Consider the following 18,213-nt stretch of genomic DNA (forward strand, 5'->3'; position numbering starts at 1 on the left):
CCTCCCATGACCCGGGTCTGGTACGTCAGCTACGGCTCGAACATGCACCTGGACCGGTTCGTCCGCTACCTCGACCTGTGCCGCGACCCCACGCCGCCCGCGGCCACCCGTCCGCTGACGATTCCCGGCGGCGTGTACCTCGCGACGGAATCGCCGATCTGGGGCGGCGGCCGGGCGTTCTACGACCCGCACCTGCCGCGCACCACCGCCGCCCGCGCGTACCTGATCACCGAGCGCCAGTTCGGGGACGTCGTCGCGCAGGAGATGTACCGCGCCCCCGGCGAGGACCTCGACCTGCGCCCCGCGCTGGACACCGGACGCCACGCCCTCGGTCCCGGCCGCTACGAAACCCTGCTCCACCTGGGCGACCACGACGGCCACCCCGCCCTCACCTTCACCGCACCGTGGCGCGCGGAGGACGTCGAGCACACCGCGCCCTCCGCCGCGTACCTCACCATGCTCAAGGAAGGCCTGCGTGCCGCCCACGGCTGGACCGTCGACCGGATCGCCGCCTACCTCGCCGCCTGCACGACCTTCTGGACACCCGAGGACATTGAGAACCTCTAACGGGAGTTAGAAGCTCTAACCACCGTGAGGGCTAGTCACGGTCCGGCATGGGGGAGAGGTTGCCCTCCTGGTCGGACACGCAGGACGCCGACCGGGCCGGCGTGCTCAGGAACTCGGTCAGGCAGCGGGCGAACTGGTCGTGCCCGCGGGCGTTGGGGTGGAAGGACTCCTGGAACGCGTGCCGGACCCGGGCTTCGTCGCGCAGGCCCTCGAAGTCGACCGTCAAGCGGGTGAACCACTCGGTGTCGGGGTTCTTCCCGCCCGCGCAGGCTTCGTGCTTCAGGCCGGCCTTCGACAGGTCCAGGAACCGCGCGCCCGACGCCGACGCCGCCCGCCGCAACGCCGAGGACAGCTCACCCACCGCCGTGTCGCGCACCCAGCGCAGGTCGCCGGTCCGGAGTGGACAGCCGGCGAGGTTCTGCAGGTCGAAGGGGAGGTCGGGGGTCACCGGGGCCGCGTAGGACTGGAGGACCAGCGTGTAGGAGCGGGGCGTGTAGCCGGAGTCGCGCAGCACCCGCCGGATGTCGCCCAGCGCCCGCTCGACCTTGGGCACCATCCGCTCCACGCGTCCCCGCCAGTCCTCGGTCAGCGCGGTCGAGCAGTCCGTGCGCCGCTGGAACCACGCCTGGAGGCAGGTGTTCAAGACATCCGAGAAGCGCGGGTCGTCGTTCGCCCCGACCGCCACCACCACCGTGGTCACCCGGTACTCGCGGGCGATGCGCTCCAACTGGCGGGCCTGCGACCCCTCGGTGTTGCGGATCTGGTCGGTCAGCCCCACCTGTTCGGCGTTCGCGCCCGAGCACGCCAGGTTGAACACCTTGTCCACGGGCAGCTTCACCCGGTGGATGGACGCCTTCAACGAGCGGTGGCACCAGTTGCCGCCCTCGCCGTCGGTGCCGGGTTCGTAGGTGCCCGCGCCCTCGCCGGACATCGTGCTGTCGCCCAGCGCCACGGCGGCGGTCGGCGCGTCGCGGCCGGGACCGACCCACGGCGGCAGCGGGCTGTCGGCGACCAGCACGAGCAGGGCCACCAGCGGCAGCACCAGGAGCAGAGCGGCGAGTCGGCGGACCATCGCGCCCCATCCTACGGACATCCGCCCGCCCGCGAGGAGTGTCCTAGTTCGGGGACACCCGGCCGCCGGCGAGGACCACCGTCCGGTCGGCCGCGCGGTGCACCTCGTCGTGGTGGGTGGCGATGAGCACGGCCGTCCCGGCGTCGGCCGCCCGGCGCAGCACCCGGACAGCCACCGGTGCGCTCACGTCGTCCAGGTGAGCGGTGGGCTCGTCGGCCAGCAGGACCCTCGGGCCGGCGATCACGGCTCGGGCCAGTGCCGCCCGCTGCTGCTGCCCGAACGACACCTCGCCGGGGTAGCGGTCGCCCAGCTCGCCGATGCCGAGCTCCTCCAGCAGCTCCGCCACCCGCGAGACGTCACCACCCGACCCCAGCCGCACGGGCAGCGCCACGTTCTCGGCCAGCGTCAGCTCACCGGCCAACCCCAGCGCCTGCGGCAGCAACGCGCACACCGCCCACGTCGGCGGCCCGGTCAGCACCTCGCCGCACAGCTCCACCGTGCCCTCGTCGGGCTGGTCGAACCCGGCCAGCACGGTCAGCAGCGCGCTCTTGCCCGACCCGGACGGCCCGGACAGCGTCACCAGCTCGCCGGCCGCCACCTCCAGGTCCACACCGCGCAGCACGTGCACCGGCCCACCGGCGTGCGAGAACGACCGCTGGACTCCCACCGCGCGCAACGCCGTCATGCCGCCAACGCTCCGTTCCGCAGGTCGTACCGGGTGTCCGCCAACGCGATCAGCCGCGGGTCGTGGGAGGCCACCACCACCGGCACACCGCGCGCGGCCAAGTCCCGCAGGGTGTCCAGGACCAGGTCCGCCGACCCCGTGTCGAGCTGGGACGTCGGCTCGTCGGCCAGCACCACCGAAGCGCCGCGCGCCAGCGCACACGCGAACGCCAGCCGCTGCTGCTGACCGCCCGACAGGGCCGCGACCTTCCACCGGGCCGTGCCCGGCAACCCGAACTGGTCCAGCAACTCGTCCACCGAGCAAGAACGCCCGGCGGCGGCCGCGGCGGCCCGCAGGTTGTCGCCGACGTCCAGGTGCCCGATCAGGTTGTCGCCGGGGTTCTGGAACACCAGCGCGATCTCGGTGCGCCGCAACGCCCGCCGCGCCCGCGAGGACAACCGGGTGGTGCCCCGCCCGCGCAGCTCGACCGCGCCCAGCGTCGGCCGTTCGACCAGGCTGAGCACCCGCAGCAGGGTGGACTTGCCCGACCCGGACGGACCGGCCAGCACGGTGATCCCGCCCGCCGGCACGTCCAGCGACACGTCCGACACCGCCGTCACCGACCCGGCGGGCGTCCGGTACGTCACGCCCACCTCGCGCAGCCGCAACACCGCCTCAGCCACGAATCAGCTCCCCGATCCTCGCCGACCGGACCGCGCGCACCGCGATCCACGCCGCCACCAGCACCACCACCGCGCTCCCGGCGACCGTGGACACCAGCAGCGGCCCCACGTCCGGCACCTCCGGCGCGGGCGTCATGCGCGGCGCCGGGTCCAGCTTGGGCACGGCGAACCCGCTGCTCACCGCGCTCGCGGTCAACCCGACGGCGACCGCGACGAGGGCCAGCGCGCCCAGTTCCAGCAGGTGGCTGCCCAGCAGCGCCGAGGGCCGCAGCCCCATCCGCGTGCTGAACGCCCCGGACACGGCGTTGTGCCGCCGCCGCACCTCGATCGCCAGCAGCAGCGCGATCGCCGCCACGACCGCCAGTACCGCGCCGATGGCCGTGACGAACCCGAACGTCCACTGGATGGTCAGGAACGGCAGCCCCGAGACCACCTTCGCCCGCTCGTTGGCGTTGCGGTAGGCGATCCCGTTGTCCGCCAACGCCGCCGTCAGGTCGTCCAGCGGCAGCGACGACCACACGTACCAGGAGGGGACGTTGTCGAGGTCCTCCACCTGCGACCGCGGCACCACCCAGCCCGACGTGCCCACCTTGGGGAACGACGGCACGTGCGCGGTCGGGTTCAGCGGCGGAAGACCGGGCAGCGTGATCTCCCGGCGGGGCGCGTCGCCCACGCGCAGCGGCTGGGTCAGCAGCGCCGGGTCCAGCTCGTGCGGGAACGCGCCGCGCGCGAACGTCTCCGGGTCGACCACCAGCGCGATCCGGTCGTTGACCTTGCTCTCGCCCACGATGGTGGAGTTGCCCTTGAGCGCCTCGGGCAGCACGACGTCCGGCGACACCTGGGCGTAGCTCTCCGCCCCGGCGAACATCCCGGACTTCACGTCCAGTGCGGTCTTCTGCGACCCGGCGATGCTCGTGCCGACCGCGATCGTGCCGATGGCCAGCACACCCACCAGCAGCACCCCGGTGACCGGTCCCGCGGCGGCGGCCAGGCGGCGGATCGCCAGCTGTGCGGCCGGTTTCGACCACAGCGACGCCCGGTGCGACGCCCGCAGCGCCCACCGCGCCAGCCGGGCCGCGAGCAGCGCCGTGGTCAGCACGACCAGCAGCGGGAACGCCAGCGCCGCCGCGTCGATGCGGGGCAGCCCGCCGATCTTGAGCGGGGTGGCCAGGCCGCTGTCCTGGACCCGCTGCCACGCCCACACCGCCAGCGCACCGGTCGCCAGCTCCCACGGCAGCGCGGTCAGCACCCGCCGCAGCCGCGTGCCCGACGTCGCCGCCTGGAACGACCGGTGCGCCCGGAACGCCGCCGCCGCCCACGTCACCGCCAGGCTCGACAGCACCACCGCGACCACGGCGAGCACGGCCCGGGGCAGCGTCCCGGCGGGCAGCGCGGTCGAGGGCGCGTAGACCGGCAGCAACAGCCACCCCACGCCCAGCCCCAGCGCGCCGCCGACGACCAGCGGCAGCCCGAGCTCGAGCACCGCGCGCCCGCCCAGCGCCGCCGGACCCGACCCGCGCACCCACAGCAGCCGCAGCTCGGCGTGCCGGCGCTGGGACCACTGCGCGGTCACCGTCGCCACGCCCGCCAGGCCGATGAGCAGGCTGATCAGCGTCAGCGGCAGGATCGCCGCGCGGACGTTGCGGGCGGTCTCCCGGGCGTTCTCGACCGGCAGGACCAGCGGCGACACGATCCGCACGCCGTCACCGTCGTAGGGGCTGAGCAACGCGGTGCCGGCCGCCACCAGCCGCTCGGCGTCGTCGACCGTGCGCGGCACCTCGGACGGGAAGCGGACGGTGACGTTGACGCCCTCCTTGGTCAGCGCCGGCGGCAGCGCCGCGAACGACTCCGCGCTGGGCATCCACACCACGGCGGTCAACTGGTCGTTGCGGCTGAGGACGTTGGGGATGATCGAGGTCCGCTCGGAGCACCAGTAGGGCTCCAGCCGGTCGTGCAGGTCGGCGTAGATGGCGGTGACCGGCGGCAACGCGCCGCCCATGCCGCGCTTGCCCAGTTGGAGGTCCGTGGTGCGGGCGATGCTCTGCGGCACCCACAGGCCGTCCTTGGAGCCGCCTTCGAGGACCTTGAGGTGGTCCGTCGCGCCCGGTCGGTAGCCGAACTTGGCGAACGTCGGTCTGCCGCCGAAGTCCGTGACGGCCTCGCGGGTGTAGGTCGTGGGCAGCACCGGGCGGTTCCCGGCGGTGGCCCGCACGCCGTCCAGCGCCGGTGTGACGTGCTGGGCCGCCACGGTGAACTCCAGCGACGGGTGCAGGGATTCCGTGCACAGCCGGTCCCGCTGGTAGTGGTAGGCCAGCGCGGCGCTGCCCGAAGCGGAGTAGTGCAGGACGGCGGCGGTCACGACGAAGCCGATCAGCAGCGCGGTGATCACGCTGACCAGCAGGGTCAGCGGGCTCGACAGCGCGGCGCGCGGGGCGGCTCTCCACGGTGGCTGCACGTGGTGAAAGTAGCTTGCCGAACGCCTCGGGCGTGCCGATTTCCGCGCGGTCGCGGACCGTGGTCGGCCGGGTGTTGACAGTCACCGCGTGGTCTAGTCCAATTTTCACCACCTCAGGCCGCCACCGAGGAGGAACCGACGATGTCCCGCAGAATCCTGTTCGCCAGGGTGGCGGCGGTGTGCGCCCTGGTGCTCGGCGCGGTCGTGGTGAGCTTCGCCCCGGCCTACGCCGCGTCCGTCACCGCCACCTTCGCCAAGACCTCGGCGTGGGAGACCGGCTACACCGGCCAGTTCTCCGTCAAGAACGAGACCAGCACCGCCATCTCGAGCTGGAAGGTCGAGTTCGACCTGCCGGCGGGCACGACGGTCGGCGCGTACTGGGACGCCCTGCAGACCAACGCCTCCGGCCACTACACCTTCACCAACCGCGAGTACAACGGCACCGTGGCCCCCGGCGCCACCGTGACCTTCGGCTTCAACGCCTCCGGCACCGCGGCCCCGACCAACTGCAAGATCAACGGCGCTTCCTGCGCCGGCTCGCCCACCACGACCACGACCACCACCACCGACAACTCCACAACGACCACCACCACCACAACGACGACGACCACCACCACTCCGCCGCAGACCGGCCTGCCCCGCCGCGTCCTGGTCGGCTACCTGCACGCCAGCTTCGCCAACGGCTCCGGCTACATCCGGATGAAGGACGTCTCCCCGGACTGGGACGTCATCAACCTGTCCTTCGCCGAACCCACCTCCGCGACCTCCGGCGAGCTGCGGTTCCAGCAGTGCCCGGTGGCCGAGTGCCCGAACGTCGAGCCGGAGGCCGAGTTCATCGCGGCCATCCGCGAGAAGCAGGCCCAGGGCCGCAAGGTGCTGATCTCCGTCGGCGGCGCGAACGGCCAGGTCCAGCTGACCACCACGGCCGCCCGGGACGCGTTCGTCCGCAGCGCGAGCGCGATCATCGACAAGTACGGGCTGGACGGCCTGGACGTCGACTTCGAGGGCCACTCCCTGTCGCTGAACTCCGGCGACACCGACTTCCGCAACCCCACCACCCCGGTGATCGTCAACCTCATCTCCGCGTTGAAGACGCTGAAGGCGCGCTACGGGGCCAAGTTCGTCCTGACGATGGCCCCGGAGACGTTCTTCGTCCAGGTCGGCTACCAGCACTACGGCGGCGGCAGCGGCGCCGACCCGCGGGCGGGTGCGTACCTGCCGGTCATCCACGCCATGCGCGACGACCTGACGCTGCTGCACGTCCAGCACTACAACTCCGGCCCGATCATGGGCCTGGACAACCAGTACCACTTCATGGGCGGCGCCGACTTCCACGTGTCGATGGCGGACATGGTGCTGGCCGGCTTCCCGGTGCGCGGGGACGCGACGAAGTTCTTCCCCGGGCTGCGACCGGAACAGGTCGCCATCGGGCTGCCGGCCAGCGTCAACGCGGGCAACGGGTTCACGTCCGTGGCCGAGACGCAGAAGGCGTTGGACTGCCTGATGAAGGGCAGCAACTGCGGAACGTACAAGCCGAAGACGACCTACCCGGGCCTGCGCGGGCTGATGACGTGGTCGGTGAACTGGGACCGCTACAACAACTTCGAGTTCTCCAAGGCCCACCGGGCGTACCTGCCCAGGTAGCGTCCAGAGTTTCTCCAGATCAGAGCATTACGAGCGGGCCGAGGACGGGCCTACTGTCGGCGCATGGCGACCGCACCGGCAGTCCGCGCGAAACGGCTCGGTTCGGTTGAAGTGCTGGCGGGCCTCCTGGTCCTCGTCGTGCTCTTGAGGGTGCCGCTGGAGGGTGTCCTCCAGGCACCGGTGGTGCAGACGTGGACCACGGTGTTCGTGTCGATCGTCTTGCAGGCCACGCCGTTCCTCGCGTTCGGGGTGGCGTTGTCGGCGGCGATCGCGGTGTTCGTGCCGAAGGAGTTCTTCGCGAAAGCGTTGCCACGGCGACCGGTGCTCGCGGTACCCGTCGCCGCGGCCACCGGGGTCGTGCTCCCGGGCTGCGAGTGCGGCTCGGTGCCGGTGGCCGGCGCGTTGCTGCGCAAGGGGATCACGCCTGCTGCGGCGCTGGCGTTCCTGCTCGCCGCGCCGGCCGTCAACCCGGTCGTCCTGGCCGCCACCGCCATCGCCTTCCCGGGCGACCCCGGGATGGTGGCGGCCAGGGCGATCGCGAGCCTGCTCGCCTCGGTCGTGATGGGGTGGCTGTGGCTGCGGCTCGGCCGCACCGACTGGATCAAGCTGCCCGAGCACGTCCACGGCGACACGAAGTGGCGGGCGTTCTTCGGCGCCGCCGGGCACGACCTGGTGCACGCGGGCGGGTTCCTCGTCGTCGGCGGGATGGCGGCGGCGACGATCAACGTCCTGGTGCCCGGCCGGTGGTTGCAGGCGCTCGCCGACCACCCCGCGCTGAGCGTGGTCGCGTTGGCGTTCCTGGCCGTGCTGCTGTCGATCTGCTCGGAGGCGGACGCGTTCGTCGCCGCCTCCCTGACCCAGTTCTCCACCACGGCCCGGCTGGCGTTCCTGGTCGTCGGGCCGATGGTGGACCTCAAGCTGTTCGCGATGCAGGTCGGCACGTTCGGACGGCGGTTCGCGGTGCGGTTCGCGCCGGCCACCTTGGTGGTCGCGGTCGCGAGTGCGACCGCGGTGGGGGCGGTGTTCTGGTGAACCGGACGGCTTCCAGCGCGGTGTTGCTGCTGCTGGGCGCGGCGGTGGTCAAGGTGTGCGTGACCGGGCAGTACCTGCGGTACGTCAAGGCCGGCCTGTGGCCGTTCCTGGCTCTGTCCGGCGTGCTGTTGCTGGTCCTGGCGCTCACCAACCGGCACCGCCAGCCCAAGGTCGCCTGGCTGCTCACCCTGCCGGTGCTCGCGCTGCTGGTGGTGGCGCCCCAGCCGTTGGGCAGTTACGCGGCGGGCAACTCCGGGACCGCGCTGGTGCGCTCCGACGAGTACCCACCGCTGCCGGACGGCGACCCGGTCAAGGTCACCGTCCTCGACTACGCCTCCCGTGCGGTGTTCGACGAAGGACGTTCCTTGCGGGGCCGCAAGGTCGTGCTCACCGGCTTCACCGCACGCGGACCGAACGGCGAGAACCTGCTGGTGCGCATGATCCTCACGTGCTGCGCCGCCGACGGCCGACCGGTCAAGGTCGTGCTCGACGGGCCCGCGCCGGCACCCGACACGTGGGTCGAGGTCGTCGGCACCTACCGCGAAGGGTCCGTTGTGGACGGTGTGAACGCAGAGCGGATCCCGTTCCTGGAGGTCGAATCGGTCAAGACCGTCCCCGAACCCCAGCGCCCGTACGAGTAGGTCACCGCCAGCACCACTGGATGCCGTACTGGCCGGGCTCCGGGTCCAGCGTGATGAACTGGTAGGTGCTCGCCGCCCGGTTGAAGGTCACCTCGCCCCGCTTCTCCAGCGGCAGCCCGCTGCGCGGCTGGAAGTACCCGTTGCACGTGCGGGGCAGGTGGTCGGGGTCGAACGCGATCTGCAGCACCAGGTCCCGCGCCGGCCGGTAGATCGCGATCTGCGCGTGCTGGTCGGTCTGGCCCGGCGGGAAGCGCACCCCGAACTCCACGAACGCCAGCTCGCCCGCCGACAGCGGCCGGTCCAGCAGGAACTCGAACACGCACGTCGAGGACGGCACGTCCGCGCGGAACCGGGACGGCCGGCAGCCCTCGGTGTGGATGATCGCGGGCGGGTGGGTCAGCGACGAGCAGCGGGTGACGAACACGAACCGGGTGGTGTCGTCGCAGTCGGCCCGGATGAGCCGGCGCACCAGCATGGTGTCCTCGTGCCCGCGACCGTCCACCCGGTAGGAGACGTACTGCGAGAGCCGGTGCGGCGACTTGAGGTCGTCCGGGGTCGCGTCCACCTTCGCCAGCGCGCGCGCCACCGACTCGGGCCGGTGCCACACCTGGTCGTAGGTGACGACCGGGCCGCCCCGGTTGGTCCACCGGCCGCGCGGGCGACGCGGACCCAGCAGCGCGGTCAGCGTGCGCGGCGGCTGGCCCAGGATCTCCTCCAGCGCCGTCACCGCCGCCAGCGAACTCGCCCGTTCCGGCCGGTTCTCGCCGTTCTGCCAGTAGCTCAACGCGCTGATGCTGACCGGTGTGTCCGCTTCCCGCAGCCGCCGGCTGATCTGGTTGAGGCTCAGCCCGCTGCGCTGGATCGCGGCTCGCAGCGCGGCACTGAAATCCGCGGGCACCGTCGTCGTCATACCGGCTCCATCCGTCAACGCCGCAGGGTGCGTCCAGGGAATTGCTGCCGCCGGGCAGCCTACCCCGCCGGCCCGTTCGCGCGGAATTTCCAGAACGGTTCTGAACATTCGCCTGCTCCGGTCTGAGTCGATTTAGCATCCACGGTCACCGGGTGGGGTTTCCGGTACCGAGGGGCGGTTCGCACACCCCGCGTGCCCGCACGGGCCGCGGGCGTTCCACCGTTCCCGCTCCCGAGGAGTCCCCGTGAGATCCACCCACACCTGCGCGGCGCTCGCCGTCGCGGGCCTGATCACCGCCCTGGCGGCGGTGCCGGCCGCCGCGACGGGCCACGTCGAGGTGCCGGCCGACGCGATCGCCGGCAGCTACATCGTCCAGTTGCGCGACGCCGAGCAGGCGCAACCGCTTGCCTCCCGGTACGGCGGGCAGGTCACCCACGTGTACCGCAGCGCGTTGACGGGATTCGCCGTGCGGATGCCCGCCGCGGCGGCGGCCCGCCTGGCCGCGGACCCGCGCGTCGAACGGGTCGTGCAGGACTCGCTCGTGCACGTCACGACGACGCAGTCCAACGCGCCCTGGAACCTCGACCGCGTCGACCAGCGTGCCCTGCCCCTGTCGGGCACGTACACCTACGACCGGACGGGCGCGGGCGTGCACGTCTACGTCGTGGACACCGGCGTGCGGATCAGCCACCAGGAGTTCGGCGGCCGGGCGGTCAACGGCTGGGACACGGTCGACAACGACGGCGTCGCCCAGGACTGCAACGGCCACGGCACCCACGTCGCCGGCACCGTCGGCGGCAAGACCTACGGCGTGGCCAAGGGCGTCACCCTGCACGCCGTGCGCGTCCTGCCGTGCGGCGGGACCGGCCCGGACTCGGCGGTCATCGCGGGCGTCGACTGGGTCACCGCCCACGCGGTCAAGCCCGCGGTGGTCAACATGAGCCTGGGCAACCCGCAGGACGTGCCCCTGCTGGACGAAGCCGTGCGCCGGTCCATCGCCTCGGGCCTGACCTACGTGCTGGCCGCCGGCAACGACAACACCGACGCCTGCACGCACTCGCCGGCCCTGGTCCCCGAGGGCCTCACGGTCGGCAACTCCACCCGCACCGACGCCCGGCGCAGCGACTCCAACTACGGCCGCTGCCTGGACCTGTTCGCCCCCGGCACGGACGTCGTCTCGGCGTCCTACAGCAGCGACACCGGCACCACCACGAAGTCCGGCACGTCGATGGCGGCCCCGGCGGTCGCGGGCGCGGCGGCGCTGTACGTGGAGGCCAACCCGACCGCCACGCCCAAACAGGTGCACGACGCGATCGTGGCGTGCGCGGCGACCGTCACGATCAGCGGCGCGGGCGCCTACTCGCCCAACCGCCTGCTCCAAGCGCCGTGCGGCACGGTGACGCCGCCGGTGTGGTCCGACGACTTCGAGACCGACAAGGGCTGGCAGGCCAACCCCTCGGGCACCGACACGGCCACCACCGGCCGGTTCGAGCGCGGTGACCCCGAGCAGACCACGTCCGCCTCCAGCGGCCAGGTCAAGCAGTTGGGCACCACCACGAGCGGCGTGAACTGCCTGGTGACCGGCCGCCTGGCGGGCGCATCCGACGGCGCGAACGACGTGGACGGCGGCACGACCTCGATCGTCTCACCGACGATCACCCTGCCCACCACGGCCAAGCTGCGCTTCGCCTACACCTACGCCCACGGCGACAACTCCAGCTCCGCCGACTACCTGCGGATCAAGGTGCTGGACGGCACGACCGCCACCACGGTGTTCGAGAAGCTCGGTGCGGCCACCGAGGTCGCCGGGTCTTGGCGGACCACAACTGTGGACCTGGCGGCGTTCGGCGGTCGCCAGGTGCGCCTGCTGGTCGAAACGGCCGACGCGAGCACGGCCTCGCTGTGGGAAGCGGCGGTGGACGACGTGGCGATCACGGCGTGACCGTCACGTCGTAGCCGGCGAGCGGGCAGCCCACTCGCCTTGCCGAGTGGGCGGCCCGCTCGCCTTACTGCGTGGGCGGTCCGCTCGCCTTGCCGTGTGGCAGTCCGCCTCGCCGAGTGGGCGGTCCGCTCGCCCTGCCGAGTGGCAGTCCGCCGGAGGGGACACAACTCAACCTGGGCTTCTTGCTTTTGTCATCTCCGTATGGCCTGCCCGAAGGGCTACCACAGATTTCCCCGGGTGCAGCCGAAAGTTTTTGCGAGGAACGAGCAAAAAGTTTTAGCGGCACCCGGGGAAATCTGTGGTAGGCTCCGCCAGGCCATACGGAGATGGCAAAAGCAAGAAGCCCCCGCCGTTGCAGTTGAGTCATCTTTGGTGGCCTGCCCGCCGGCGAGGCGCTTTTCGCTTTTAAGCGCTTTGAACGGAACGCTTCGCTCTCAAGCCGGACGCGCTTCGCGCTGGTACGCGCTGTGCGCTCTCAAGATCAAAAGATGAAAAGCGGCGCTCGCCGCGCGGCAGGCCGCCAGCGGGGGGTGAAGGGCGTCGGTTCCCCCGCCGTATGGCCTGGCGGAGCCAACCACATTTTCCCGGGGTTGCCGCTAAAAATTTTGCTCGTCCCTCACAAAATTTTCGGCTGCAACCCCGAGAAAATGTGGTAGCCCTTCGGGCAGGCCATACGGCGGGGGAACCGAGGCCCTCCACCTGTGGTTGAGACCACCACACAAAAACGCGCTTCGCGCGCCGAAGCTTGCTGCCGTGGGGACGGGGCATGCGGGGCGGGGCGTGAGTGGGCGGGGCCGCAGCCGGGTGGGGGCCATGGCCGGTTGGGGCGTGGCGGTGGGGTGGGGGGCCGCGGTCGGGTGGGGCGTGGCGGTGGGCTGGGGCGTGGCGGTGGGCTGGGGCCGACCGGGTGGACTGGGACTGGGTAGTGGGCTGTGGCGTCGGGCACCGGCTTGTTCACCGGTCGTTCAGAGTTATCCAACCTCCCGGACAGATCGTCGTTGACGCCCCTTCACCTGCGATTAGGGTCGAAAGCGTCCCCCTCGCAGGAGGTGAAACCCCGCGGCGAAATGCCGTGACAACTGAATGGACGAACGATCCCGGGGCCACTCCGCAGCGTCCCGGGCGGGTACCGCACACCGGCTTGTGGAGGCCGCCCCTCGGCGGGTCGGTGGCGTGGTCCACCGCGGCCTTTTCCGGCTTCTCCGTCGCCGTCAAGAAAAGGTTTCGCGATTTCTCGGAAATCATATCCCTGCCTTCAGAGGAATCCGCATGCGCTCAGTCATCCAACGACCACGATGGCGCCGGTCGGCGGTCGCCGCGGCGACGTCCACCCTGCTGGTCGGCGCCGTGCTGGTGGCGGCCCAACCGGTGGCAACTGGTCTGGCGTCCCCGGCCGCCCCTGCACCGCCGCCGGAGATCGCGGACCAGGTGCCGCAACTGCCCGAAGCGGGTGTCACGTCCGCCCGTGCCGAGGTCACCGCCTCCGGTGGGGGTGCTCGGGTCGCGTCCACCCAGCAGGTGTGTGCGTCCGGCGCGAAGTGGCTGCGGTTGCGCGTCACCCAGTTGTCCCTGCGCGGCAACGACTCCGTGACGCTCACCGGGTCCGCCGGTGGCACCTTCACGCTCACCGCCGACCACTGGCCCGGCAAGGCGTTCCACACCCGCGCCTTCGAAGGGGACTGCGTCCGCGTCTCGCCCAACCTGACCGACCCGGGCAGCCGGTTCGCCGTCGACTCCTACCAGTCGGGCACGCAGTCGCTGGCGCTGGCCACCGCCACGGTCGCGGCCGTGGGTGACGTGTGCGGCTCGTCGTGCAACCAGACCGCCCCGGTGGTCAAGAACATGAACCCGCAGGCGCTGATCCTGGCCGGCGACAACGCCTACAGCTCGGGCACCCTCACCGAGTACAAGAACTACTACGACCCCTACTACGGCCAGTTCAAGGCCATCACCTACCCGACGCCGGGCAACCACGAGTACAACACCTCCGGCGCCTCGGGCTACTTCGACTACTTCGGCACGCGGGCCGGCGAGCGCGGCAAGGGCTACTACAGCTTCGACGTCGGCGACTGGCACTTCGTCGCGCTCAACTCCAACATCAGCCGCTCCAGCACCTCCACCCAGGTGTCGTGGCTGAAGAACGACCTGGCGGCCAACACCAAGCCGTGCACCGCCGCGTTCTGGCACCACCCGCGGTTCAGCCGCGGCGACCACGGCGACGACACGTCGGTGACGGCGTTCTTCCAAGCGCTCTACGACGCCAAGGCCGACCTTGTGGTCGTCGGCCACGACCACAACTACCAGCGGTTCGCACCCTCGCGTCCGGACGGCACCAAGGACACCGTCAACGGCGTGCGGGAACTGCTGATCGGCACCGGCGGCCGGGGCTTCTACAACTTCAACCAGTCCTCGGCCGCGACCCAGGAGGCGGGCAACGCCAGCACCTTCGGCGTGGCCAAGCTGACGCTGTCCGCGTCGGGCTACCGCCACGACTTCGTGCCGGTGGCCGGCCGCACCTACACCGATACGGTGTCCGGCCAGTGCAAGAAGGCCGCCACCGCCCCGGACTTCACCGTCGGGGCGACCCCGTCGTCGGTGGGGCTCAAGCCGGGTGGCAGCGCCTCGGTGACGGTGAACGTGGGCAGCACGGCCGGGTTCTCGGCGGCGACCTCGCTGAGCGTCTCCGGCCTGCCCTCGGGCGTCACCGGCACGATCAGCCCGTCCTCGGTCACCCCGCCCGCGAACGGCTCGGCGTCGGCGACCCTGACGCTGTCCGCCTCGACGTCCGCGCCCAACGGCAGCGCCACGGCGACCATCACCGGCACCTCGGGCACGGTCAGCCACACCGCGCAGGTCACGGTGAGCGTGTCGTCGACGGTCGGTGACGCGTTCTTCGACGACTTCGAGACCGACAAGGGCTGGCAGGTCAACCCGCTGGCCGACGACACGGCCACGACCGGCCGGTGGGAGCGCGGCGACCCCGAGCAGACCGCCGAGGCCGGCAACGGGCAGATCAAGCAGCTCGGTGACACCACCAGCGGCGTGAACTGCCTGGTCACCGGTCGCCTGGCCGGGGCGTCCGACGGCGCGAACGACGTGGACGGCGGGAAGACCTCCATCGCCTCCCCGACCTTCACCGTGCCGACCGGGGCGAAGCTGAGCTTCACCTACAACTTCGCCTACGGCAACAACTCCTCGACCTCGGACTACCTGCGGGTCAAGGTCCTGGAGGGCTCGACGGCCACCACCGTGTTCGAGCGGTTGGGCCAGAGCTCGGTCGCCGTGCCCGGCCAGTGGCAGGCGGCGGCGGTCGACCTGGCGGCCTTCGCCGGGCACAGCGTGCGCCTGCTCGTGGAGACCGCCGACGCCTCCACCGCCTCGCTCGTGGAGGCCGCGGTGGACGACGTCCGGGTCAGCGTCGGTTAGCCCACCGGTGCGCACGGCCGGTCCTGCCCGGCCGTGCGCACCACCACGGAAGGCCTTGGCATGTACGTCTCCACCACCCGCTCCGCGGACGCCGGCCGGCCCGCGGGTCGATCCCGCCACGCCGTGCCGGCGACCGTCGTCGGGCTGGGCGTGGTCAGCCTGATCACCGACATGTCCGCGGAGATGGTCACCGCGGTCCTGCCGCTCTACCTCGTCTACGGCCTCGGCGTCGGGTACCTGCAACTCGGCGCGGTCGACGGCCTCTACACCGGCGCCTCGGCGGTGCTGCGCCTGGCGGGCGGTTACCTGGCCGACCGGCTGGGCCGCCCGAAGGCGGTGGCGCTGGCCGGGTACGGGCTCTCCGCCGTCACCAAGCTCGGTTTCCCGTTGGCGGGTTCGTCGCTGCCGCTGATCGGCGGGCTGATCGGCGTGGACCGGGCGGGCAAGGGCGTGCGGACCGCGCCCCGCGACGCCATGATCACGCTCGCCACGCCCTCCGAAGGGCTCGGGCGGGCGTTCGGGGTGCACCGGGCGATGGACACCGCCGGTGCGTTGCTCGGGCCGTTGCTGGCGTTCGGGTTGCTGACGTTGCTGGTCGGCGACTACACGGCCGTGTTCGCGGTCAGCTTCTGCCTGGGTGTGGTGGCCGTGGTGGTGCTGGCGGTGTTCGTGCGGCAGCCCGCCGGGACCGTGGCGCGGACCCGGGTCGGGCTGGGTGCTGGGCTGATGTTGTTGCGGGGGAGGGGATTGCGGCGAACGTTCCTGGTCGCCGCACTGCTCGGGCTGTTCACCGTGGGGGACATGTTCCTGTTCGTCGGGGTGCAGCAGACGGCCGGGTTGCCTTCGGGTGCGTTGCCGTTGCTGCCGCTGGCGACGGCGTTGTCCTTCATGGCCCTGGCGACGCCCGTGGGGCGGTTGGCCGACCGTCTCGGGCGGTGGCGGGTGTTCCTTCTCGGGCACGTCGTGCTGCTGGTGGCTTATGTGTTGTTGGCGCTGGCGTTGAGCGGGTGGGTCGTCGCGGGGCTTGTCCTGTTGGCGCACGGCGTGTTCTACGCGTGCACTGACGGGGTGCTGATGGCGCATGCCGCGCCTTTGGTGCCGGAAGCGTTGCGGGCTACAGGGTTGGCGATCGTCCAAACCGGACAGGCAGTGGCACGTGCTTGCGGGGCGGTCGTGTTCGGTGCGGTGGCGGCAGGGCTGGCGTTGTCGCCCGCGTTCGCCGTGCTGGCGGTGGCGTTGCTGGTGGCGGTCCTGGTCGGCGGGGCGGTGCGGTCGTGATCGCGCGGCGGACGTGGGTCGGGGTCGGGCTGGTGGCGGCGACGCTCGCGGGCGGGGTGGTGTTCGTCGGGATGCGCTCGGGGGGTGCGCCGTCCACGGCGTTGGACCTGCGCGGTGGCTTGCTGTATGTGGACGGGTCGGGGCGCGTGCGGCAGGGGGACCGGGTGGGGCCGGCGTGCCACCGGGTGGACGTCGCGGCGGGGACCCTGGTGTGCCTGCGGGCCACCGCGCTGCCCGACCAGGCGGAGGTCGTCGTGTCGGACGGGTCGGGGGAGCGGCTTCGGGTGACCGAGTGGGGGCTGCCGTCGCGGGCGCGGGTGTCGCCGACCGGTCGGCTGGTGGCGTGGACGGTGTTCCGGGCGGGCGACTCGTACCTGGGCGGTGTCGGGACGTTCTCCACCACCGCGGGCATCTACGACCTGGCTTCCGGCGACCACTACGGGTCCCTGGAGGACTTCTCGCTGGTGCTGGAGGGGCAGCCGCACACCGCCGACGACGTGAACTACTGGGGCGTGACGTTCGCGCGCGACGACGTGACCTTCTACGCGACCGTGCGGACCGGGGAGTCGACGTGGCTGGTGCGCGGCGACCTGCGGACGCGGACGCTGGAGTCGGTGCGGCGCAACGTGGAGTGCCCGTCGCTGTCGCCGGACGGGACGCGGATCGCCTACAAGTTCCGCACCGGCGACACCTGGCGGCTGCACGTGCTGGACCTCGCGTCGGGCGCGGACGTGCCGCTGGCCGACCCGGCGCACCTGGACGACCAGCCGCAGTGGCTGGACGACCGGACGGTGGCGTACGGGCGGGACAAGGCGGTGTGGTCCGTCCCGGCGGACGGTACCGGCAGCCCCATCCTGGTCCAGCCGGACGCCTCCTCTCCGGCGGTGCCCCGGTGACCCGGCTGCCGGCGGACTGCACCGCGCTCGGCCTGGTCCTGGTCGTCCTGGCGGCGGTCGTTCTCATCGTGCTGCCGGAACCCGTTCGCGCACCCGCGTCCACTCTCACGCTCCAGGACGCGTGGCCGGGTGCGCGGACCGGCTCCGCCTCCGGCGGTCCGCGCACCCCGCTCGCCTACCTGGACCTCGACACCCCCGTCAGCGTCACCAACGGCGTCGACACCGTCCGGATGGTCGTCGGCGACAAGGTCGTGCGCGAACTGCCCGCGTCCGACTCGCCGCGGTTCGTCCTCGCCGCCGTACCGGAAGCCCTGGTGTGGCTGGAACTCTTCGACGTGACCGGCACCGGGACCCTGTGGCGTGCCGGGCCGCGCGGTGAGGACCCCACTCCCGTCACCGCCGACACCGGTCGGGTGGTGGTGCTGGAGTCGCAGTACGACCTGGTGGTCCACGACGGGCAGGCGAGCTGGGCCACGGTCGCCGGCGAGGACACCGAGGTCCGCACGATCGCCTTGACGGGCGGCCCGATCAGCACGGTCCTGCTGCGCGGCCAGTACTCCCTCACGGCGTGGCCGTGGGCGACGGCGGCCGAGATCGAGGCGGCGGGGTCGTCGCGGCTGGCCGACCTGAGGACCGGTGAGGTGACGACCGTGCACGGCGAGGGCGTCGAGCTGGTGGACTGCACGCCGGTGTGGTGCCGGGCGCAGGTGCTCCGGCAGAGCGGCACGGCCCGTCTGGACCTCATGCGGCCGGACGGGTCGTCGCGGCGGCGCGTGGGTGGGCGCGAGGTGCGTTCGGCGGTGGCCGACGTCGTGCTGCTGGACCGGTTCGCGGTCGTGGTGGACGGGGACCGGCTGGCGCTCTACGACACCGCGAGCGACCGGTCCGCGGACCTGGCGACGGGCTTTGGCACCGTGCTGGCGCGCGGCCCGTTCGTGTGGTGGTCGACGGGCGACAACACGCGGCTGACCTGGCACGTTCTCGACCTGCGCACACTGTGACC

The 18,213-nt window shown here is 71.9% G+C and carries 14 protein-coding genes; 9 read left to right on the forward strand and 5 right to left on the reverse strand.

The window, feature by feature from the left end; translation table 11 throughout:
• Positions 1 to 6: 6 nt before the first annotated feature.
• Positions 7 to 567, forward strand: a complete 561-nt coding sequence (locus DFJ66_RS36805; protein ID WP_121228388.1) for a histone deacetylase — start codon at positions 7 to 9, stop codon at positions 565 to 567.
• Positions 568 to 598: 31 nt separating this feature from the next.
• On the opposite strand, the gene DFJ66_RS36810 is transcribed toward DFJ66_RS36805, so the two are convergent.
• Genes DFJ66_RS36810 through DFJ66_RS36825 form a run of 4 tightly spaced genes read right to left on the reverse strand, consistent with a single transcriptional unit; the run spans position 599 to position 5,441 of the window.
• Complete coding sequence (locus DFJ66_RS36810) at positions 599 to 1,639, reverse strand: GDSL-type esterase/lipase family protein (protein ID WP_121228390.1); 1,041 nt, start codon at positions 1,637 to 1,639, stop codon at positions 599 to 601.
• 43 nt (positions 1,640 to 1,682) lie between these two features.
• Positions 1,683 to 2,324 carry an ABC transporter ATP-binding protein gene (locus tag DFJ66_RS36815; RefSeq protein WP_121228392.1) on the reverse strand — a complete coding sequence of 214 codons (642 nt, stop codon included), beginning with the start codon at positions 2,322 to 2,324 and terminating at the stop codon, positions 1,683 to 1,685.
• Complete coding sequence (locus DFJ66_RS36820) at positions 2,321 to 2,986, reverse strand: ABC transporter ATP-binding protein (protein WP_170199885.1); 666 nt, start codon at positions 2,984 to 2,986, stop codon at positions 2,321 to 2,323. Before DFJ66_RS36820 ends, DFJ66_RS36815 begins: the two co-directional genes overlap by 4 nt.
• Complete coding sequence (locus tag DFJ66_RS36825) at positions 2,979 to 5,441, reverse strand: FtsX-like permease family protein (RefSeq protein WP_121228394.1); 2,463 nt, start codon at positions 5,439 to 5,441, stop codon at positions 2,979 to 2,981. Before DFJ66_RS36825 ends, DFJ66_RS36820 begins: the two co-directional genes overlap by 8 nt.
• 141 nt (positions 5,442 to 5,582) lie before the next feature.
• Here DFJ66_RS36825 and DFJ66_RS36830 point away from each other — a divergent pair, with 141 nt between their 5' ends.
• The 3 genes from DFJ66_RS36830 to DFJ66_RS36840 all read left to right on the forward strand — a co-directional run bounded on the left by DFJ66_RS36830 (position 5,583) and on the right by DFJ66_RS36840 (position 8,758).
• A complete protein-coding gene (locus tag DFJ66_RS36830; protein ID WP_121228396.1) occupies positions 5,583 to 7,085 on the forward strand; it encodes a chitinase in 1,503 nt (500 codons plus the stop codon).
• Positions 7,086 to 7,148: 63 nt separating this feature from the next.
• A complete protein-coding gene (locus DFJ66_RS36835; RefSeq protein WP_121228398.1) occupies positions 7,149 to 8,117 on the forward strand; it encodes a permease in 969 nt (322 codons plus the stop codon).
• On the forward strand, positions 8,114 to 8,758 hold the full coding sequence (locus DFJ66_RS36840) for a TIGR03943 family putative permease subunit (protein WP_121228401.1): 645 nt from the start codon (positions 8,114 to 8,116) through the stop codon (positions 8,756 to 8,758). Before DFJ66_RS36835 ends, DFJ66_RS36840 begins: the two co-directional genes overlap by 4 nt.
• A 1-nt stretch (position 8,759) precedes the next feature.
• On the opposite strand, the gene DFJ66_RS36845 is transcribed toward DFJ66_RS36840, so the two are convergent.
• Complete coding sequence (locus DFJ66_RS36845) at positions 8,760 to 9,668, reverse strand: helix-turn-helix domain-containing protein (protein ID WP_121228403.1); 909 nt, start codon at positions 9,666 to 9,668, stop codon at positions 8,760 to 8,762.
• A 244-nt stretch (positions 9,669 to 9,912) separates the two neighbouring features.
• Between DFJ66_RS36845 and DFJ66_RS36850 the strand changes: the two genes are divergently transcribed.
• The 5 genes from DFJ66_RS36850 to DFJ66_RS36875 all read left to right on the forward strand — a co-directional run bounded on the left by DFJ66_RS36850 (position 9,913) and on the right by DFJ66_RS36875 (position 18,211).
• Positions 9,913 to 11,610: a S8 family serine peptidase gene (locus tag DFJ66_RS36850; RefSeq protein ID WP_121228405.1), complete on the forward strand. Its 1,698-nt coding sequence runs from the start codon at positions 9,913 to 9,915 to the stop codon at positions 11,608 to 11,610.
• 1,269 nt (positions 11,611 to 12,879) lie between these two features.
• Positions 12,880 to 15,036 (forward strand): metallophosphoesterase, encoded by a 2,157-nt coding sequence (locus tag DFJ66_RS36860; protein ID WP_121228409.1) that lies wholly within the window; start codon positions 12,880 to 12,882, stop codon positions 15,034 to 15,036.
• Between the two features lie 60 nt (positions 15,037 to 15,096).
• A complete protein-coding gene (locus tag DFJ66_RS36865) occupies positions 15,097 to 16,314 on the forward strand; it encodes an MFS transporter (protein ID WP_121228411.1) in 1,218 nt (405 codons plus the stop codon).
• The gene (locus DFJ66_RS36870; RefSeq protein ID WP_246030061.1) at positions 16,311 to 17,210 is read left to right on the forward strand and encodes a TolB-like translocation protein; all 900 of its coding nucleotides are present in this window, start codon (positions 16,311 to 16,313) and stop codon (positions 17,208 to 17,210) included. The genes DFJ66_RS36865 and DFJ66_RS36870 overlap by 4 nt, the downstream gene beginning before the upstream one ends.
• Complete coding sequence (locus tag DFJ66_RS36875) at positions 17,207 to 18,211, forward strand: hypothetical protein (RefSeq protein WP_246030062.1); 1,005 nt, start codon at positions 17,207 to 17,209, stop codon at positions 18,209 to 18,211. Before DFJ66_RS36870 ends, DFJ66_RS36875 begins: the two co-directional genes overlap by 4 nt.
• The last annotated feature ends 2 nt before the right edge of the window (positions 18,212 to 18,213 follow it).

It is taken from the genome of Saccharothrix variisporea (assembly GCF_003634995.1).
GTDB lineage: Bacteria > Actinomycetota > Actinomycetes > Mycobacteriales > Pseudonocardiaceae > Actinosynnema > Actinosynnema variisporeum.

Bases quoted from the DNA above. Each gene is read 5' to 3' on its own strand.
- DFJ66_RS36805 (WP_121228388.1), top strand. From the start codon at position 7: ATGACCCGGGTCTGGTACGTCAGCTACGGCTCGAACATGCACCTGGAC.
- DFJ66_RS36810 (WP_121228390.1), bottom strand. From the start codon at position 1,639: ATGGTCCGCCGACTCGCCGCTCTGCTCCTGGTGCTGCCGCTGGTGGCC.
- DFJ66_RS36815 (WP_121228392.1), bottom strand. From the start codon at position 2,324: ATGACGGCGTTGCGCGCGGTGGGAGTCCAGCGGTCGTTCTCGCACGCC.
- DFJ66_RS36830 (WP_121228396.1), top strand. From the start codon at position 5,583: ATGTCCCGCAGAATCCTGTTCGCCAGGGTGGCGGCGGTGTGCGCCCTG.
- DFJ66_RS36835 (WP_121228398.1), top strand. From the start codon at position 7,149: ATGGCGACCGCACCGGCAGTCCGCGCGAAACGGCTCGGTTCGGTTGAA.
- DFJ66_RS36845 (WP_121228403.1), bottom strand. From the start codon at position 9,668: ATGACGACGACGGTGCCCGCGGATTTCAGTGCCGCGCTGCGAGCCGCG.
- DFJ66_RS36860 (WP_121228409.1), top strand. From the start codon at position 12,880: ATGCGCTCAGTCATCCAACGACCACGATGGCGCCGGTCGGCGGTCGCC.
- DFJ66_RS36865 (WP_121228411.1), top strand. From the start codon at position 15,097: ATGTACGTCTCCACCACCCGCTCCGCGGACGCCGGCCGGCCCGCGGGT.